The following is an 18,718-nucleotide window of genomic DNA, read 5'->3' as shown; positions in this document are numbered from 1 at the left end:
TCCTCGAGGTTTTGCGATACACTTGCGATACTGATCCCAAAAGGCGTCAATTCCGCGGCATGATCGCGGCAATGCTGGGCAAGTGTGACAACTGACGATAGCCTGCGACAAGTCTTGCATAAAATGGGCCATCGTCCTCGTGAAAATAGCGTATATTCTCAATACCTATCCGCAGCCGTCGCATAGTTTCATCCGGCGCGAGGTACAGGCGCTGGAGCGCCAGGGTCACGTGATCCATCGGATCGCCATGCGGCGCAGCAGTGCCCCTCTGGTGGATCCCGGCGATCAGGCCGAGCAGGCGCGCACCATCTACGTCCTCGACCGGGGTGCAATCGGTCTGCTCCGGGCGCTGATGCGGTCTGCTCGCAGGACGCCGCGACGTCTGATCGGCGCGCTCTGCATGGCCTGGCGCCTGGGGGCGGCGTCGCAGGCGGGGCGTCTGCGTCATCTGATCTATCTGGCCGAGGCTGCCTACGTCGCCGATTATGCCGCGCAGCAGGAGATCGCCCACCTGCACGCGCATTTCGGCACCAATGCGACCACCGTTGCACTTCTGGCCTCTGAATTGGGCGGGCCGGGCTATAGTTTCACCACCCACGGGCCAGAGGAATTCGACGCGCCGCAACCCTTGTCCCTGGGGGAGAAACTGAACCGCGCCAGATTTGCGGTAGCCATCAGCAGCTTTGGCCGCAGTCAACTGAGCCGATGGGCGGCCTTTGGCAGCTGGGAGCGGTTGAAGGTGGTGCATTGCGGGATCGAGCCTGCACGTTTTGCAGATCCCGCGCCATTGCCGGAAGGCGCTTTGCGGATTGCCGCCATCGGTCGCTTTGTGGAGCAGAAAGGCCAGATGATGCTGATCGAGGCCATGGCGCATCTGGTCGCGGATTATCCCGATCTGCATCTTGCGCTGATCGGCGATGGTGAGATGCGCCCCGATCTGGAGGCCGCCATAGCGAAGCACCGGCTTGGCGATCATGTCACGCTGACCGGCTGGCTCTCCGAGGCTGATGTCAGGGCCGAACTGGCCCGCGCGCAGGCGCTGGTGATGCCCTCCTTTGCCGAAGGTCTGCCCATGGTGGTGATGGAGGCCATGGCAGCCGCACGTCCGGTTATTGCCACCTATATCGCGGGCACGCCTGAACTGGTGCTGCCGGGAGAGACCGGCTGGCTGGTGCCTGCGGGTGATCCTGCTGCTCTGGCGCAGGCCATCCGGGATCTGGCAGTGACGCCCCATGCCAAACGGGTTGCCATGGGGCAGGCCGGGCGCGCCCGGGTTCTGGAGCGGCACGACAGCGACACAGAGGCCGCAAAGCTGGCGGCGCATTTCCGATCGGCGATTGCTGGGCAGTCCAGCTAGGCCAGCTCAATGGCCCGCCTAGCGGCCCCGCGTCCAGCGGGTTTCCTGTCGGTCGCGAAACAGCGGCGACTTCACCGCGATGGCAACAGCCGCATAGGACATAAATCCCGCCGGGTCGCGCAGCGCCCGCGCGACAATTGCTGCGGGGCCAGGGCGGGTGACGTCCTCATTGGCCAGCAGTGCGGGGAACCGCGCGGCAATCTCTGCAACCCCGGCATTCTGGCGTCTGCGCACGCGCACCAGATTGCGAAACCCCTCGATCAGCGGCCATTGGTAGCTTGCCTCTAGCCGGAGCCGCTCGTGCGGCGCAAAGCTGAGGCGCGCGTAGATATCGTCGGCGATTATGTCCGGCCAGTCTTCCCAGCGCCCGCGCCCGGCCCGGTTCATCGCAAAGAGGCCAAACCCCGGCACCCCCTGCTGGACAAAGGGCAGTGTTTCCCAGAACCGCCCGTAAAGGCGGCTGATCAGGCTCTCGGCCGGAGCCAGCCGGGGCGACCCGCTGGCATAGCGCGGCGCGGTGCAATCCAGCGCGTGGCATATCTGCGCCATCAGCGGTGGGGCGACACACACATCGGCGTCAAGATACACCAAGATGCCACCGGTGGCCTGCGCTTCTCCCTGTTGAAGAGCCCCGATCTTGCCGCCCTCGCGCCGATCAATCACCCTGCAATCCCAGCCGGGCGGCACCGTCACCGCCTGCGCCGCCGCGACCGTGGTGTCAGTGCAACCGTTGGCGATCACCAAGACCTCGGCGGTGGCGCCATCCGGCAGCGGATCACTGGCAAACAGCGCCGACAGACAGGACCCGATATAGCCCGCCTCATTATGTGCGGGGATCAGCACGCTCAACAGCGGTTTCATTTCGCCGCCTCCACAGCGCGCCAGCGCGGGTTGTCGTCGGTCAGATAGCGCAGGCTGCCCCAGCTGCCCCATTTTCCGGGTGCCGAAACATCCGAATAGGCGGTGAACAGACTTCCGCCCAAGGCGGGCCAGCCCTGCAACAGGCTGCGATACAGGCCGCCCATCTCCTCGGTGTAATTGAAATGGCTGAAAAAACCGGTCAGCATGTCGTCATCGACCATCGGACCCAAGCCAACCACATGGCTGCCGCCCTCATACATGATCAGGTCGAGCCCGTGGGCCTCTGCAACTTTGGCATGATAGGGCAGAACCCGCCCCAGAAGATCGCTGATCGTGTCGTCGGAACTGCCGGAAACCAGCCCGTCCTGCAATTCTGCCGCGGCCAATGCGCTGGCGGCATCATATTGATGCGCCTCGACAAAATCGGCTGCGGCGGTTCCGCTGAGACCCTTGGCCCTGGCGGCGGCCTCAGCCTGCTCGCGGCTCTGGGCAATCCAGGCGCGCAGAATTGGCGCGCGTTCCGGCAGGCCGAGAACGCCGCCGAAATAGCCGGTCACCGCATAGGCGTCAAAAGCGCGGGCCGGCGGTCGGCGCGTGGCATCTTCGGCAACCCAGAGCGGCGCGGTCAGCACCTGTTCCTCCAGCCCCAGCCACCCCGTCTGGGTAGAGATAACGCGCACCAGCCGGTCATCGGCCGCCGCGCCAAAAACCTCCGTCCAGATCGCGGCAACCTCGGCAGCGCGGCCACCGTAGAACTGCATCCACAGATCCTGGCCACCCCAGCGGGCGCGGGCCTGATCATCAGCCCAGACCGCCTGTTCGAATTGCCAGTTCCAGACCTCGTTGGAATATTCCACATAGGCGGTCAGCGCGGGGTCCAGCTGCTCCCGCACCAGCCGCGCGTAGTTACGGACATAGCTGTCGTCGGCCATATGGGGCAGGGTGAACCAGGGCGCGGTGCCAAGCTGATTGGCCAGCGCCACCAGCACCTCCGCTGGCGCACCTTTGGCCGCCCAGCTGTAGTCCTGCACCCTTGGGCGATCCTCCCAGCCAACCTGCGTGCTGTCGTTGGTGGCCATCCAGTCCATGAATCGCAGCGCTGCAAACCCACGCATCCGCGCCATGAAATCCGGATTGAAGATGGCGCCGGCCTGCCAGTCCGGCAGGTGTTTTTCCATGACCACCGCGATGTTGCGGATATAGTCACCGGTTCCCTGCCGGTCGCTGCGCTGAATGCGGATTTCGACCGCGCCGGGACCGGGCGTATAGTCAAAGCGGATTTCGGTCTTGCCGTAGCGGATGTTCTTGGCCCGCCCCGTCACCTCGACAATCCCGTCGCCGTCAAACAGCAGAACATAGCGCCCAGCGAGGCTGGCGGCCTCCGCAGGCAAATCGGTGAGGATCAGCGTCCCGACCGAGCCAAGCTCCGGTGGAATTGCGGTCGGCCAGCCATCAGGGTCCAGATATCCCGCTGCTGCAAGATCGGCATAATCCGCGCCCCCCCATTGCCCGGCCAGATGACCAATCCACGGACGGGCAGTTTTGAAATGGTCGAGAAACGGAGCCTGCGGGCTCCAATCGGCAATCGAGGCCAGGTTCATCGCAATCGGCTGATGCGGCACCTCGGCGCCCTGGGGTAGCCCCTGCGCTGCGGCGATGTCGCGCGGCGCGCTGGTCTGGCTGGCCGGAACCACTCGGTTCAGCGCAGGCAGCATCGGGTCGTCGGGCAGCGGCGGCGGATCGGCAGGCAGGGCTGCCCGCTGCGTTCGGTCCTGAGCGGCATCCCAGGCGATCTCCTGCAGTCGTCGCGCCAGGTCCGGCGCGGGCGCCTCGTAGCGACCGCCCCATTTGGAGCGCAGCTGGTGCGGCAGCCCCACCGGAGACTGACCGGTCAGCACCGCATATTGCAACGCGGACAGAAAATAAAACCCAAGATCATTGGGATGGATATCATCGGCAAAGACATCTTCGATCCGCGCAAGGCCCGGCACCGTACCTGCCTGTATGGCGTCATCCAGTCGCGCCATCGCCTGACCGGCCTTGAGCAGCCTGATCTCTCCGCCGGTCTTTTTGTTGACCGTGTCGACGACCTTTTGCCAGCGCGGCAGATCCGCCGCCAGCCGGTCGCGCCATTGCATTGTCGCCCCCGGATCAAAAGGCACCTCAACCCCGGTTCCGCTGTTCAGGCTGTGCCAAGTTTCCTGCAGATAGACCTCAACCTCAGGGTTGGCGGTGTGGGCAAGGTTGTAGAACTGCGTCAGCGCCCCCTCGGTATCGCTCCATTTCAGGTGGTTGGCGAGGGGGATCGCCTCGGTCACGATCAGCGCATCCACGCCTTCGGCCAGACGGGTGCGGGCATTGATCCCCTCGGCCTGATCGGCATGGGTCCAATTGTAGCTGAGCGGCGCGCCGTTGATGATCTGCGCCTCGACCCTGACCTCTTCGGCGATCTGTCCGGCAGTCGCGGCCGGTTGCCGGGCCAGGAGCTGCTCCAGCATCACCGGATTGTCGGGTCCGAACAGGGAATGCCCGACCATGACGACACTGGCCACCAGATCTGCCAGCGTCATGGGGAAACACCAGTGCGGGGGTGGCGCGTGATCACCTGCCAGACGATCTCCTGCACCTGCCGCGCGGCTTTGGCGCTGAAAGCATCCGCAGGCGAGCCATCGGCGCGTTGCAGCTGATGCGGCAGGCCAACCGGGTTTTTGTGATAAAGCACGCTGACATGGGTCAGCGCCACAACATAGGCGCCCAGATCGTTGATATGGATCGGGTCGAGCGCCCCCTCGGATGTGCGGGCAAAAAGCGCCTCGCGATGAGTCATCCCGTCGATCTGGCCGTCCTCGGCGGCGCGCACGACGGCGGCCATCACCTGTCCTGCGGGGATCAGATAGGCGGGACGTCTCGGATTGCGGCGGCTGTCAGATCCGGCCAGCCCGCCCAGCCAGAGCTGTTCCAGATCACCGTCGATCCGCTTCAGCCAGCCATCCGGCGTATCCAGCGGGTGCCAGGTTTCATAGAGGTATATCCGCGTCCGATCCGACCCCGCCCGGGCCAGATCAGCCCAGCGGCGAAAGTATCGCGCGCCTTTGAAATAGCGCAGCGCGTCGCGCAGTTCGACCATCTCCGTCAGGATCACGGCGTCATACTCACCGGAGCCAACCGCCTCGCGTGCATCTCGCCAGACCGGAGGGTGATTGACTTGATCGAAATGCAGGATATCCAGATCCGGCTCCCAGTGATCCTGCAACGGGGTGCCCGACCCCAGCTGGCTGTTGTAGCTGTGTCCTTCCGGTGCCAGCTGCCGCACCATATGCGGCATATCGCGACCAACCAGCGAATGGCCAAGGTGGAACACCCGCATTGGGCCCGTCGGGGCCTTCAACAAGGGCAGGGCAAAGGGGCTGGCCTGCGCGCGCAGTGGCAGCAGCGACAAGAGGGCGAGAAATCCGCGACGGCCGATCATTGCACCTCTGGCAGCTGCGCGGCGGTTGCGATCAGCCCCTCCCCGATAACAAAACGCCCGTCAATGGCGTCGCCTTTTCGAAACGGCAGCTGATCCGCCGTGAACCGCGCGCAAAACGTCCCGCTGATCTGATCGGTGCCCTGCGCCAAATCCATCTCAAGTTCCATCCCATCAAAGCCAAAGAACCGCTCGCTCAGGCGGTACTGACATTTATAAGCCGCTTCCTTGGCCGAGAATATCACTTTGGCGAGCTGGCCGGGGCTGTTTTGTTGTGCGAGCCAGTCACGCTCGGCCGGGCGGCAGATCTGCGGGATCAGGTCATCCGCCAGCGGCGTGTCCTCCTCCACGTCGACCCCGAGCCCGCGCATCTGTTGGGGCAGGGCCATAACGGCGACGGCGGCGCTGTGACAATGGCTGATCGAGCCGACAACCTCAGGCGGCCAGACCGGCGCCCGTTTGGGGCCGACCGGAATGGCGCTGGGCGTCATGCCGAGGGACGACATCGCGCGATGCGCGGCAGCGCGGCCCGCCGCAAACTCGCGCCGCCGCTTCTCGACGGCATTTGGCGACAGGCAGGCGGCCTCCTCAGGGAAGGGCGGAGGCGGATCGTCCTGCGGATCGCAGGTTTCCACCACGACACAGGCGTCAAACAACCGGCGGATCAGCGCCTTGTGCCGGGCGCTGCGTGAGAGCGGATCGGCAAGGCTCATCCGCTGCGGGCCTTGCGGTTGGCCCGCATCGCGCGGCGTTTCGACATCATATCGGATTTTGCCGCCGCATCGACGGCGGGGGCGGCGGTGTCCTCTGCCGGGGCCGCTCCGGTCAGCGTGTCGATATGGCTGGCCAGCCCCGACAGCGTCGGAAACCGGAAGATATCCGTGATCGAGAGCTTCGGCACATCCAGAGCGCCGCGAATGTCGCGGTGGGCCTGCACGGCCAGCAAGGAATGACCGCCGAGGGTGAAGAAATTGTCCTCCGCCCCGATACCGCTGACCCCAAGGATCCCGGCCCAGATCTCGGCAATCTTGCTCTGTGCTCCGGCGCTGAGCGGGGTGTCGGAGGTGGGAGCAGTGATCCGCACCGGTTTCGGGTCTGGCAGGGCCTTGCGGTCGATCTTCTTGTTCGGCGTCAGCGGGAAGGCGGCGAGATGCTCAATATGGCTTGGCACCATGACGGCAGCGAGCTGCTGCGCCAGCGCGGCCTTGAGCGCTGCCTGATCCGGGGGCAGTGCGCCGGTGACATAGGCAACCAGCCGGGTGTCTGCCCCGCTGTCGCGCGCCACCACAACCGCGCCGGTTATCCCGTCCATGGCAGCAAGCGCGGCCTCGATTTCGCCCAGCTCGATCCGCTGGCCCCGGATCTTGACCTGATGGTCACTACGGCCGAGGAATTCCAGCTGGCCATCGCCGCGCCAGCGGACCAGATCGCCTGTGCGATAAAGATGGGTCGAGGTCACCCCGGCGCCCGCATCACCAAAGGGATCGGGAATAAACCGTTCCGCAGTCAGCTCGGGGCGCTGCCAATACCCGGCGGTGACGCCTGCGCCGCCGATCAGCAGCTCCCCCGGGACTCCGACCGGCTGCGGGGACAGATCCTCCTTGACGACATAAACAGTGGTATTGGCAATCGGCGCCCCGATTTGGGCGGTCCCGGCGGGCACGCCGGATAGGGTCTGCATGGTTGACCAGATCGTCGTCTCCGTCGGTCCGTACATATTGTGGATCTCTGCGCTGGTCGCCCCGCGCAGATCCGCGACCAGATCTCCCGGCAGCGCCTCCCCACCGATCAGCAGGTGCGACAGCCGCCCCAGCACCGGGCGCGCATCGGCATCCGCGGTGATCATCCGCGCCATCGACGGGGTGCATTGCATATGGGTGACGCCATGGCGCAGGATCTGCGCCGCCAGCGAGACATCCTCCGCCGCAAGTTCCTGCGGGGCATTGGCAAGACGCAGCACTTCCGCAAGGGGTTTCAGCCCCTCCAGCACCACCTCGGGCGCGATGCCGTAGTCGATCAGACAGGCGATTTCATCAACGCCAATCCGCTTCAGCTGTTCGACCCGCTGCATGGCATCGGCAATGGTTCCAAACAGGCCGGAGTCTTCGAAATACCGTTCAAAGGCGAAGTCCAGAATGGCCTCCAGCTCCTCTGTCGAGAGCATCCCGAGATCCATTTCAAACGGGTTTTTCACCCCCTCGGGTTTCTTGAACGCGGGGAAGGCCCAGGCGTATTGCTTGATCAGACCGGCTGCTGCGCGCAGGTAATCCTTCATCGGTTCACGGGCCGTGGCGCGGGCGTCCTCGCGGGTATCGGCAAGATAGCTGTGTAGCATCAACGTGACCTTGTGATCGCGCGGATCGTGACCAGCCGCGCGCAGGGCGTCGTGGTATATGGCGATCTTGCCCGCGACTTCGTCGATGCTCTGGCCCAGCAGATGGGTCAGCACATTGGCCCCGATGCTGCCAGCTTCGCGCCAGGTCTCGGGGTTGCCGGCCGTTGTCACCCAGACCGGCAGTTCCTTTGACACCGGGCGCGGCTGGGTCAGCACGGCGTGGTCGCCGCCATCCTTGCGCGGGAAGGCAACCTCCTCGCCGCGCCAGAGCTTGCGCACGGTCTCGATCGCCTCAAACAGCGCAGGTTTGTTGGCGGGGGGGGTGTTTTCGGGGCGCAGGATGAAATCATCCGGCTGCCAGCCCGAGGCAAAGCCAATACCGGCGCGGCCGCCGGTCAGATTGTCGATCACCGACCATTCCTCAGCAATCCGGGCCGGGTGGTGCAGCGGCGCCACGCAGGAGCCCGCGCGCACACCGATATTCTTCGTCACCGCAGCCACCGCCGCGCCGGTTACCGCCGGGTTCGGATAGGGGCCGCCAAAGGCGTGGAAATGCCGCTCCGGTGTCCAGACCGCGTTGAACCCGTGCTGATCGGCGAATATCGCGCCCTCCAGCAGCAGTTCATATTTGCGCGGACCGGGGCCGTCGTCATTGCCCCAATAGAACAGGTTGAAGTCCATCCCCCGGTCGCTGGTTGCGATGGGGCCATTGGACAGCTGCAACCGTGCCTCATCACTGGACAGCACCAGCTTGAAGCCGCGCGACAGGGTCCAGAACAGCTCAAGCACGGAGATATCAAACGACAGGCTGGTCACTGCCAGCCAGCAATCGCCCGGCTGATGCGGAACCCGCTGGTCCATCGCGGCAAAGAAATTTGCCACATTGCCATGGCGCACCATCACCCCCTTTGGGGTGCCGGTAGAGCCGGAGGTATAGATCAGATAAGCCAGATCCTGCGGTCCCGGCTGGGTGGTCGGCCCACCGCTGCCTGCGGGTGTCTCCGGCAGATCATCCAGGCAGAGAACATCGGCAGATGCGGTGCCGGGCAGCTGGTCGCGCAGACGGCTGTCGGTCAGGATCACACTGGCCGCGCTGTCGGTGATGAAATGCGCGATCCGATCCGCCGGATAGGCCGGATCAAGCGGCACATAGGCCCCGCCCGCGGCCATGGTCGCCAGCGCCGCGATGACCAGCGCAGGGCTCCGCCCCAGATAGATGCCGACATGGCTGCCCGGCGCAACACCCCGGTGGCGCAGCAGCGCCGCCAGTTGTTCGACCTCCTCAGATAGCTCTGCGTAGGTCAGGCTTTGATTTTCGTAGACCAGCGCTGTGGCCTCCGGGGTCCGCGCCACCTGGGCTGCAAATTCTGCCGGGATGGTGGTGTCCTGCGTCCCGGTCAGAGCGGTTTCATTCCAGGCCACCAGCATCTGTTGCCGTTCGGTCTCTGGCAGCACGGGCAGATCGGCAAAAGTCCCCTCGGCCGCTGCGTCGCGCGCTGCTACCAGCATGTTGATCCGAGCGATCAGCAGGTCGACGGCCTGCGCATCAAGGCGTGTGCTATCGGCCTCCAGAGTCAGCCTGCCATCCGTCAGGCAAAGCGTCGCCGCACATCCCGCAATGTGCCGGTCGCTCCCCAGATTGCAGCCGATGTCGGGGCAAAGGCCGCTGCCTGCGGTCTGCCGCAGCTCTGGCGCGCGGCCGATCAGATCGGATGCGAATCCGCCGCTGTTGCGGATGCTGTCGAGATCCTCGCGCAGGCGGGTTTGCAGGTCTGCCAGGTGGCTGTCGCGGCTGGATTGCATCGGCACCCAGTCACAGATCATCCCTGTGACCGCCGCCTGTTGCAGCGCATCATTGCTAAGCGCGATCCCCGCAGCCTCGGACCCTGAACTGCACAGCGCCAGGGCAAGCGCCGTGGTCACCGCATCGGCTTCCGTCATGGCATGGCCGTCGGGCAGGTTCAGCGCGTGGCTGGTGATATCGGCACCGGCATCGCCCGCGGGTCTGGCAAGCGGCAGATCCGCGGCAGGCAGCGCGGCGAGGGCCGCGCGCCATCTGGCTTCGCTTGCCTGTGTTGCGGCCAGCCGCCCTGTCAGATCGCGGCGCGTCTCCGCATCCAGCTGCCGCAGCACATCCCCGGTTTGGACATGGGTGCCGACGCGGATCAGGCGACCATCGCTATGGTGCAACCCCAGCAGCCGCAGCGCGCCGTCGCCGCAGGCCAGCGTGACGCTGGTGTCGTCGACGGCTAGCACGGTGCCCGGTGCCGCCGATCCCGGCACCACCTCGGCAGAGCCGATCAGTACCACCGGCGCGCTGTCCTCCGTGCCCAGATGTAGATTGGCCGCGCAGAGCGGGTTCCAATAGCCGTTGAAATCAAGCGCGCGGATCAGCCGGTGCACATCAGCCGCGGGCTGCGACAGGTCCAGCAGGGCGCCGGCTTCGGGCCGATCAGCGCGGGTATAGAGCTTGCGGGTGCTGAAATCCTGCGCCTGCCGCGCCAGCGTGTCGGTTTCCAGCTGGCTCAGCACATCGCCGAAGCTGTCCATCGCCGCGGCGTAGCATTTGGCGTTGAGACTATAGGCCGTCTCATCCCCGGCAATCTCAAACAGGCGCTGGGCGAGGATGTCGCCCTCATCCACACCGCCCTCGATCATATGCCAGGTGATACCGTATTCCGTCGCCCCTTCGATCAGGGCCCAGTTCGGCGTATTGAGACCGGCATAGCGCGGCAACGGTCCATCATGGAAATTGACGCCGCCCTTGGTCGCGCGGGTCAGCACGCTGTCGGGGATGATTTCGAGATTGGCAATCGACAGCAGCCAGTCCACCGATCCGCCAAAGTCGCGCGCATCCTCCAGCACGCTCAGCCCCTTGTCAGCGGCCCACTGGCGGATTTCGGCGTCTTTGGTCACCACGGCGGCGATGCTGTGGCCACGGGCCATCAGGGTGTCGGCACAGGCGACAAGCAGCGATTCATTGCCAAGCACGATACAGGAGAATGGGGTCATTTCTGCTCCTCCGGTTGAGACGGGGTCTGGCGCGTTTCCATAGGCTGGGTTTGGCGGCGGAGAAAGATCGCGCGGCTATGATGAACGATCAGGTCCCGCAGAAAATAGGGCGGATCCGAGGCGGGTTTGTCCGAAACCAGCCGCCGCAGCCCATAGAGCAGGCTGCCCGTGATCAGCGCCAATGTGGCTCCGACCGTATAGGCGCGCCCATGGGTGCTGAGAAAGTAGTGCAGCCTGCTGTCGAACCAGTATTGCGGTGTGCGCTGCCAATCCTTCATCCCGGTTGAGGCGGATCCCACATGGGCCACCTCGCTTTCCGGCAGATAATGCGTGCTCCATCCGGCGCGGGCGGCACGGTGGCACAATTCGGTTTCCTCGAAATAGAGAAAGAAGGTCTCGTCAAAACCTCCAACCGCCTCGATCACCTCGCGTCGGATCATCAGGCTGGCACCAGCGGTCCAATCCAGCTGAGTTGGCTCGGTCGGGATCTCCATGGGCACCACGGCATCTTTCAGCAGGCGGGTCACGATGCCGGTCCGCACCGAGGATTCGAATTCCCCCGCAATGGTCGGGAACCGGAAGGCGGTGCAATGCGGCGTCCCATCGGTGCCCCGCACATAAGAGCCGACCAGCCCGGCGGTTGGTGTGGCCTGCAAGAAATCCCGCAATGCGCGGATCGCTCCCGGCTGCACAAAGGCATCCGAGTTCAGCAGATAATAAAACTCAGGCGCGCTGCCATCGGCGAGGCCGAGGCGAAAGCCGATGTTCATGCCCGCCCCAAACCCGCCGTTGCGGTCGCTGGCAATCAGGCGCAGGCGGCCGCTGTCCAGCCAGCCACGCTCCTGCACCGCCGTCAGCAATTTGTCATAGGACCCATCGCCAGAGCCATTGTCTATGATCACCACCTCACCTTGCAGCGCGTTCATCTGCTCCAGCGCGGCGGCGGCACAGTCCAGCGTCATTTCGGGCGTCTTGTAGTTCAGGATGATGGTCAGAATACGCGCCGGTTCGGCCCCGGCTGCCGCGCGCGCGCAGGTCTCCGTCTGCTGTGGGGCGGGGCTGTCGGTCATGGTCATTCTGCCGCCTTTGGCGCGCTTTGGCGCAGCGCGGCGGCGTCGGCTGCATCAAGCCGCGCCTTGACCTCGCCTGCCAGCACGCTGACGTTGGGCACCAGCACCATGCTGTCGTGATCACCCGGCACCTCGACGACCTCGATCGCTGGCGCCCAGCGGGTCCAGTCGTTGTCGTCATAGACATATTCGCGCTCGCGGCTGACCCAGTTCCCTGCCGAGACCTGCCAATGGCGATCAAGCGGCGGGCGGAACAATGTGAGAGGTCCGCTCCACGGGCGCAGCTCATAGGCGGGCAAGGCGGCGCGGAAGGCCAGTTCGACCTTGCGGTTGTTGAACACGGGTGCGCTGCTGTCTTCGCTGGCGGCATACCGGCGTTTTTCGATCTCCCAGGCGATGCGATTGCCGATCCATTCGCCCAGATACCCGATGCCCTTGCGGCGCAGCTCGGCCCATTTGATCAGCGCCTTGTCGCGGCGGTTCAACTCAGGTCGCATCGGCAACGGTGTGTCCAGCAGGATCAGCGCGGCGGTGTCTTCGCCGCTGGCGCGCAATTGCTGGGCCATTTCATAGGCGGTCAGCCCGCCGCCGGAAAACCCGCCCAATAGATAAGGCCCCTCCGGTTGGATGCTGCGGATTTCGGCGAGATAGTCGCGCGCTGCCGCATCAAGCCGGTCATGCGGGGCGTCGTCGCCGATCAGGCCACGGGCCTGCAGCCCGTAGACCGGGCGGTCCTTGCCAACCATCAGCGCCAGATGGCGCAGGTTCAGAACGTTGCCGAACATGCCGGCCACCAGAAAGAAAGGCCGTCGCCCGGTGCCATCGCCGGGGTGGAGCTGCACCAGATGGGTATATGTCGGCGTCTCGGCCTGGGGCGTGCCTGTGTGGTCGGCAGAGGTTTCGGTGGTGAGGCCGCCGCCGGTGCGGGCGATCACCAGTTCGGCGAGCCTCGCGACGGAGGGGGCCTCAAACAGGGTGGAAATCGCCAGATCGACTCCAAAGCTGCGCTTGATCTGTGCAAAGAGCCGGACCGCGACAAGGGAATGGCCGCCAAGGTCGAAGAAGCTGTCGTCGACCCCGACCTGCGCCACCCCAAGCAGCCGGGCAAACTGCGCCGCGATCTCCTCCTCGACCGCGTTGCGCGGGGCGAGGTAGTCGGTGTCGAGCTGTGGCCGTTCGAAGCTCTGGCTGTCCTCGCGCGCCTGCTGCGGAGGCTGATCGGCCTGTGCCATCAGATCCGGCAGCGCGAGGGAGGATACCACCACCTGCGACGGGCCAGTCGCCAGCGCCCGGCGCAGCGCGTCCGGGCCTTCTTCGGCGCGGATGCCCTGGCTGATATTGCGATGCAGTCGGCGTTCCTCGGGCGACAGCGGCTGTGCGCCCGGCGATGCGGCCAGTCCCAGATCCGCGCCGCTGGCGTCTGCTTCCTCTGCCGGGGCCAGTTTGGTTGCACCGGGTAGCTGCTGCATCTGAAAGCCCCGGACCTCAACCAGCACGGTGCCATCTTCGGTGGTCAGGGTGATGTCGAACCGGGCACTGGTCGCATCGCTGTCCATCAGCCGCATATGGCTGAGCACGTCGCAGGGCAGCGGAGCAAAGACCTCGATACCGTCATAGGACACCGGCACCCAGAGCGCGGCACCGCGATAGGCGGGAATCAGGTCAATCGCCCATCCGGTGGCAAGATCCATCAGGCCGGGTGGCAGCAGCGTGCCGTCCTTGGCGGCGATGGTCGGCAGTTGCAGCCGGGCAATGCCTTCGCCCGTCCCCTGTCGCATCTGTTGCAGGACATGCCAGCGCGGGCCGAACTTCAGATGCGCCTCCTGTGGTGTCCGTAGCCGTTCGCGCTTGGTACAGGGTGACATTTCGGTGGCCACCGGTAGCAGATCGGGCAGGGGGTGCCGACCGGGCTGCCGCGCCGCGATATCCGTCTCCAGCAGCGCCTGAACATGCAGGGCATATCCCTCCGCCGTGCGGCTGTAGACGGCAAACTCATAACCGCGCTCGACCGGCAGCAGCCGCACGACCATATCGCAGGCGGCTGTCTCCGAGACCACGAGCGGGCGCAGAAAATAGAGATCACGCAGAGCAAAAGGCGCCTCATGCCCCAGTTCGGCAAGTGCCTCGGCGGCATATTCGATATAGCCGGTGCCGGGGATCAATGCAGTGCCATCCTTGGTGCGGTGTTCATCAAGGATCCACTGGTCGCTGCTCAGCCGACGATGAAACAGCACCCCGCCATCCGGGGCAAACTGGCGGCTGTCAAACAACGGCTGATCACAGGGGATCGGATCATCACCGGCCTCCTGCTGGCGGGCGCCAATGGCATCTGCCGCCATGCCGACATCTGCCCAGACCCCCCAATCGACGGCAACGACACGGGTTGTGTTGCCCGCAGCTCCGGCACCGCTGCAGTGCTTGGCAAAGGCGTTGAGATATTCATTCGCGGCGACGTAATCGACCTGGCCGATCGGGCGCGTCACCGTCGAGGAGGAGGAGAACAGCACCATCAGCTCCAGCGTGTCGGTGCCGAAAATGGCGTCCAGTACCCGCAACCCGCTGACTTTCGGGGCGAGCACCTGGGAAATGTCGTCCTCGGTCTTGGCCAGAACCGGCGCGTCATTGATCTGGCCTGCGCCATGGATGACACCGGTGATGGGGCCAAAGGCGGTCTCGGCCTTGGCGACGGCTGCGCGCATCTGTTCGCTGTTGCAGACATCGGCTGCCAGCGGCAAGACCCGGCCCCTGCCAATGGCGTCCAATGCCATCACGGCGCGGATGCGCTGGGCGGTTGTATTGGCCGGGCTGTGGCGGTTCAGATAGCTGTCCCACTGGTCACGCGGGGGCAGGCCACCGCGCGAGATCAGCACCACATTGGCGCCATAGCTCTGCATCAGATCCGCGGCGATGGTGCGTCCGATGCCGCCGTAGCCGCCGGTGATCAGATAGGTGCCACCCTCGCGGAAGCCGGGGAGTGGCGATGTGATCTGATCCTCCTCCGACAGCTCCACCGGGCGCCACCGCAGGGTGTAGCGCTTGTCACCACGCCAGAGTGCGGTGTCATTTGCAGGCTCCGCCAGCAGCTCCTCCAGCAGGCGATCCGCAATCGACGCGGGCTGGTCCTCCGCCAGCCAGCGCCGCAGCCCACCGGGGCGGCGCGGCAGTTCGATATCGACCGTGGCGCAGGTGAGGCCGGGAATTTCGCGCGGCAGCACACCGGCAGGGCCCGCGATCATCGCCTTTTCGGGGTAGGGCAGCGGTTCGTCGCGCAGCTGGGCCGCGCCAGTGGTGAACACTGTCATATGCAGTGGCTGCGGTAGGTCGATCTGGGCCAGAGCCTGCCCCAGCGCGGTCAGCGCATAAAATCCCATCTCCAGATTGCGATCAAAGAAGGAGGCGCCGGGCCGGAAGGTCTCGCCCTCAGTCACCAGCCAGAAATGGCCGATACGGCTGGGCAGAAGATCGGCCAGCGCCAGATCGGCAAGCAGCGCATCGTAGCCCGCGCGCCCCTGTTCGGGCGCCAGCATATAGCGGGTCTCGCTCAGTTGCGCATAGGTGTCGCCGGGGCGCACCCGCACCACCCGGTGGCCTGCCTGATCCAGCCTTGCGGCCAGTTCGGAGCAGAGCCCGGCGTCGTCTTCAAACAGCAGCCAGGTTTCGGGCTGCTGATCCAGCTCGCCGGTGACGTCCAGATCGCAGCTTGCCAATGCGGGCCGCCAGCTGGGGCGCGATCCCCAGTGCGACAGCTGGTCGTGGCGGGCCGGGGTGATGATGGCAGCCTCGGCGCGGGCCGGGGCCGCGGGCTCGATGAAATAGCGGCTGCGCTGAAACGCATAGGTTGGCAGCGGCAGGCGCTGACGCCGTGCATCGCCCCAGATCTGATCCCAATCGGCGTCCAGCCCGCAGGCCCAGAGCCGTCCGATCACCCCAAAGAAATAGGCATCATCCGCCATCATCTGCTCGGGATGGCGCAATGAGCTGAGCACCTGACCGGGTTTGATCTTCGGCGCCATCTGCGCCAGCGAGGACAGCGCCTTACCGGGACCGACCTCCAGATAGATGCGGTTCGGCACGTCAGCCAGCGTATCAAGACAGGCGGCGAACATGATCGTATTGCGCAGCTGGGCAACCCAGTATTCGGGGTCGGTGGCCTCGGCGTCGGTTAGGATTTGGCCGCTGCGGTTCGACAGGATCGGGCGTCCTGGTGCTGTCAGGGTCAACCCGCGCAGGAACTGGCGGTATTCATCCAGAATGCCCTCCAGCATCCGGCTATGGGCAGCAATATCAATCTGGATCCGCTGGTGATCCACCTCATCGGCGGTGAGCTGAGCCGCAAGCGCATCCAGCGCTTCCTGCGGGCCGGACACGGCAGTGAGGCGTGGGGCATTGACGCTGGCGATGTCCAGATCCGGCGAAAGCCGGGCCTCAACCTCGTCCAGCGGCAGGGAAATCGACAGCATCCCGCCGGCGGGCACCTTGTCGAACAGCCGTCCGCGCAGCAGCACCAGATCGATGCAATCCTCAAAAGACAGCACACCGGCCAGACAGGCGGCGGTGTTTTCACCCATCGAATGTCCCACCAGCGCGGCAGGGCGGATGCCCCAGCTGATCCAGAGCTGCGCCAGCGCAAATTCCACGATCATGATCAGCGGCAATTGCACCGACGGCTGTTGCAGCCGGGCATTGGCGGCGTCTTCTTCCCCCGGTTCCGGGAGCCACAGCGCGCGGATGTCATAGTCCAGCTGCGTCTGAAGGTGGTCGAGGCCCCGGTCCATCCAATCGGCAAAGACAGGCTCGGTTTCGTAGAGATCCCGCGCCATACCCGCATATTGCGCGCCGCCGCCAGGGAACATGAAAACCACCTCCGGCGGACGGTCGGCGCTGTCGTGGTCAAACACGCGTCTGGGGTCGCCCGCCTCAAGCAGCGCGGCGGCCTCCTCGGCGGTTTCGGCCACCAGGGTGCGACGCTTGGCAAAGCTGCGGCGGCCCTCCTTCAGCGTATAGGCCACATCGGCCAGAGGCAGATCCGGGTTCGCGCGCAGATGCGCGGCCAGGGCACTGGCATTGGCATTCAGCGCGGCCTTCGAATGGCCCGATAGGCAGAGCACCTGAAACGGAAAATCGCTGTCCTCCGGTGCGGGGCGGGGTGCGGCCTGTTCCAGCACGACATGGGCATTGGTGCCGCCCACCCCGAGGGCGTTGACCGCAGCGCGGCGCGGTCCCTTGGCCGAGGTCCAGTCTCGCAACCGGTCATTGACCACAAAAGGCGCGGTTTCAAAATCAATCGCCGGATTGGGTGCCTCATAGCCGAGGCTGGGCGGGATCTGACCATGATGCAGCGACAAGGCGGTCTTGATCAGCCCGGCGACGCCGGCGGCGGTATCCAGATGGCCGATATTGGTCTTGACCGATCCGATACGGCAGTAACCCACGGCGGCGGTGGTTTCGCGGTAGGCTTCGGTCAGCGCGGTGACCTCGATCGGGTCACCAAGATAGGTGCCAGTGCCGTGGCATTCGACATAGTCGATGGTGTCCGGCGGGGTCTTGGCGGCGCGCAGCGCCTGTCGCACGGCGCTGGCCTGCCCCTCGACCGAGGGGGCCAGATAGCCGGCCTTGTCGGCGCCATCATTGTTGATCGCAGAGCCTTTGATCACCGCCCAGATATGATCGCCATCGGCCAGCGCATCTTCCAGCCTGCGAAGGGCAACCGCCCCGGCACCGGAGCCAAAGACCGTGCCCTGTGCACGGTGGTCAAAGGCGTGGCAGTGGCCGTCGGGCGACAGGATCTCGTTTTCCTTGAACAGGTAGCCGCGGCCCTGTGGCAGTTCGATGGTGACGCCGCCGGCAAGAGCCATGTCGCAGTCGCCCTCGCGCAAGGCCTTGCTGGCATAATGCACCGCCACCAGCGAGGTGGAGCAGGCCGTCTGAATGTTGACCGATGGTCCCTTCAGATCAAAGACATGGCTGACGCGGGTCGACAGGAAATCCTTGTCGTTGCCGGTATGGCGCAGCAGGAACATGCCCACGTCATCCACCAGCGGTTTATTGGAGCAGATGTTGAAGTAGAAATAGCTGCCCATGCCGCAGCCCGCATAAACCCCGATGGGGCCGTTCAGGCTTTCGGGCGGGTGACCTGCATCCTCCATCGCACCCCAGGCGACTTCGAGGAATTTCCGGTGCTGAGGGTCGAGAATGGCGGCCTCTTTTGGGCTGAAGCCAAAGAACTCGGCGTCAAATTCGGCATAGCCGTCCAGCGCAGCGGTAGCGGCGACGTAATTGGGGTCGGACAGCGTTTCCGGGTCTTCGCCTGCGGCCAGCAGATCCTGTTCGCTGACGGGTTTGATCGATTCCACACCGTCACGCAGGTTTTGCCAGAACGCTTGCGGCGACTGCGCTCCCGGTACGCAGAGCGACATGCCGACAATGGCGATATCGCCGCTGTAGCGTGACGCGTCAAACGGAGTGCGATCTGTGGTTTTCGCGGATGTTTTCAATTGCCCCAATCGTCCTCAACCCATGTGTCCGAAACAAGAGCCATGCCCGAACGTAACCCTAACCAATCAACAACACTGACCCTGCGAGCGCAAAGGTCTTGCAACAGTGGCACGAATTGGTCC

At 64.9% G+C, this 18,718-nt stretch carries 8 protein-coding genes; 1 reads left to right on the top strand and 7 read right to left on the bottom strand.

The annotated features are described in order from the left end of the window. Positions 1–139: 139 nt before the first annotated feature. Positions 140–1,357, top strand: coding sequence for a glycosyltransferase (locus tag VWZ87_RS11185; RefSeq protein ID WP_416535543.1), 1,218 nt, complete (start codon positions 140–142; stop codon positions 1,355–1,357). A gap of 18 nt (positions 1,358–1,375) precedes the next feature. Here VWZ87_RS11185 and VWZ87_RS11180 read toward each other — a convergent pair whose 3' ends face one another. The 7 genes from VWZ87_RS11180 to VWZ87_RS11150 form a co-directional block, all read right to left on the bottom strand. Beyond that, positions 1,376–2,218: a glycosyltransferase gene (locus VWZ87_RS11180; RefSeq protein WP_416535542.1), complete on the bottom strand. Its 843-nt coding sequence runs from the start codon at positions 2,216–2,218 to the stop codon at positions 1,376–1,378. After that, the gene (locus tag VWZ87_RS11175) at positions 2,215–4,788 is read right to left on the bottom strand and encodes a hypothetical protein (RefSeq protein ID WP_416535541.1); all 2,574 of its coding nucleotides are present in this window, start codon (positions 4,786–4,788) and stop codon (positions 2,215–2,217) included. The genes VWZ87_RS11180 and VWZ87_RS11175 overlap by 4 nt, the downstream gene beginning before the upstream one ends. Beyond that, positions 4,785–5,687 (bottom strand): hypothetical protein, encoded by a 903-nt coding sequence (locus VWZ87_RS11170; RefSeq protein ID WP_416535540.1) that lies wholly within the window; start codon positions 5,685–5,687, stop codon positions 4,785–4,787. The genes VWZ87_RS11175 and VWZ87_RS11170 overlap by 4 nt, the downstream gene beginning before the upstream one ends. Next, on the bottom strand, positions 5,684–6,397 hold the full coding sequence (locus tag VWZ87_RS11165; protein ID WP_416535539.1) for a 4'-phosphopantetheinyl transferase family protein: 714 nt from the start codon (positions 6,395–6,397) through the stop codon (positions 5,684–5,686). The genes VWZ87_RS11170 and VWZ87_RS11165 overlap by 4 nt, the downstream gene beginning before the upstream one ends. Further along, positions 6,394–11,031, bottom strand: a complete 4,638-nt coding sequence (locus VWZ87_RS11160) for a MupA/Atu3671 family FMN-dependent luciferase-like monooxygenase (protein ID WP_416535538.1) — start codon at positions 11,029–11,031, stop codon at positions 6,394–6,396. Before VWZ87_RS11160 ends, VWZ87_RS11165 begins: the two co-directional genes overlap by 4 nt. Further along, a complete protein-coding gene (locus VWZ87_RS11155) occupies positions 11,028–11,993 on the bottom strand; it encodes a glycosyltransferase family 2 protein (RefSeq protein ID WP_416535559.1) in 966 nt (321 codons plus the stop codon). The genes VWZ87_RS11160 and VWZ87_RS11155 overlap by 4 nt, the downstream gene beginning before the upstream one ends. A gap of 110 nt (positions 11,994–12,103) precedes the next feature. Continuing rightward, positions 12,104–18,595: a type I polyketide synthase gene (locus tag VWZ87_RS11150; RefSeq protein WP_416535537.1), complete on the bottom strand. Its 6,492-nt coding sequence runs from the start codon at positions 18,593–18,595 to the stop codon at positions 12,104–12,106. Positions 18,596–18,718 lie beyond the last annotated feature (123 nt).

Origin of the sequence: Phaeobacter sp. JH20_37 (assembly GCF_048056015.1) — a bacterium.
Taxonomy (GTDB): Bacteria; Pseudomonadota; Alphaproteobacteria; order Rhodobacterales; family Rhodobacteraceae; genus Phaeobacter; species Phaeobacter bryozoorum.
Note: the sequence above shows the minus strand (reverse complement) of the source record. Positions and strands in the feature narration are given on the sequence as shown.

Excerpts from the sequence above, each read along its gene's own strand:
- VWZ87_RS11180 (WP_416535542.1), bottom strand. The coding sequence starts at position 2,218 with ATGAAACCGCTGTTGAGCGTGCTGATCCCCGCACATAATGAGGCGGGC.
- VWZ87_RS11175 (WP_416535541.1), bottom strand. The coding sequence starts at position 4,788 with ATGACGCTGGCAGATCTGGTGGCCAGTGTCGTCATGGTCGGGCATTCC.
- VWZ87_RS11170 (WP_416535540.1), bottom strand. The coding sequence starts at position 5,687 with ATGATCGGCCGTCGCGGATTTCTCGCCCTCTTGTCGCTGCTGCCACTG.
- VWZ87_RS11165 (WP_416535539.1), bottom strand. The coding sequence starts at position 6,397 with ATGAGCCTTGCCGATCCGCTCTCACGCAGCGCCCGGCACAAGGCGCTG.
- VWZ87_RS11160 (WP_416535538.1), bottom strand. The coding sequence starts at position 11,031 with ATGACCCCATTCTCCTGTATCGTGCTTGGCAATGAATCGCTGCTTGTC.
- VWZ87_RS11155 (WP_416535559.1), bottom strand. The coding sequence starts at position 11,993 with ATGACGCTGGACTGTGCCGCCGCCGCGCTGGAGCAGATGAACGCGCTG.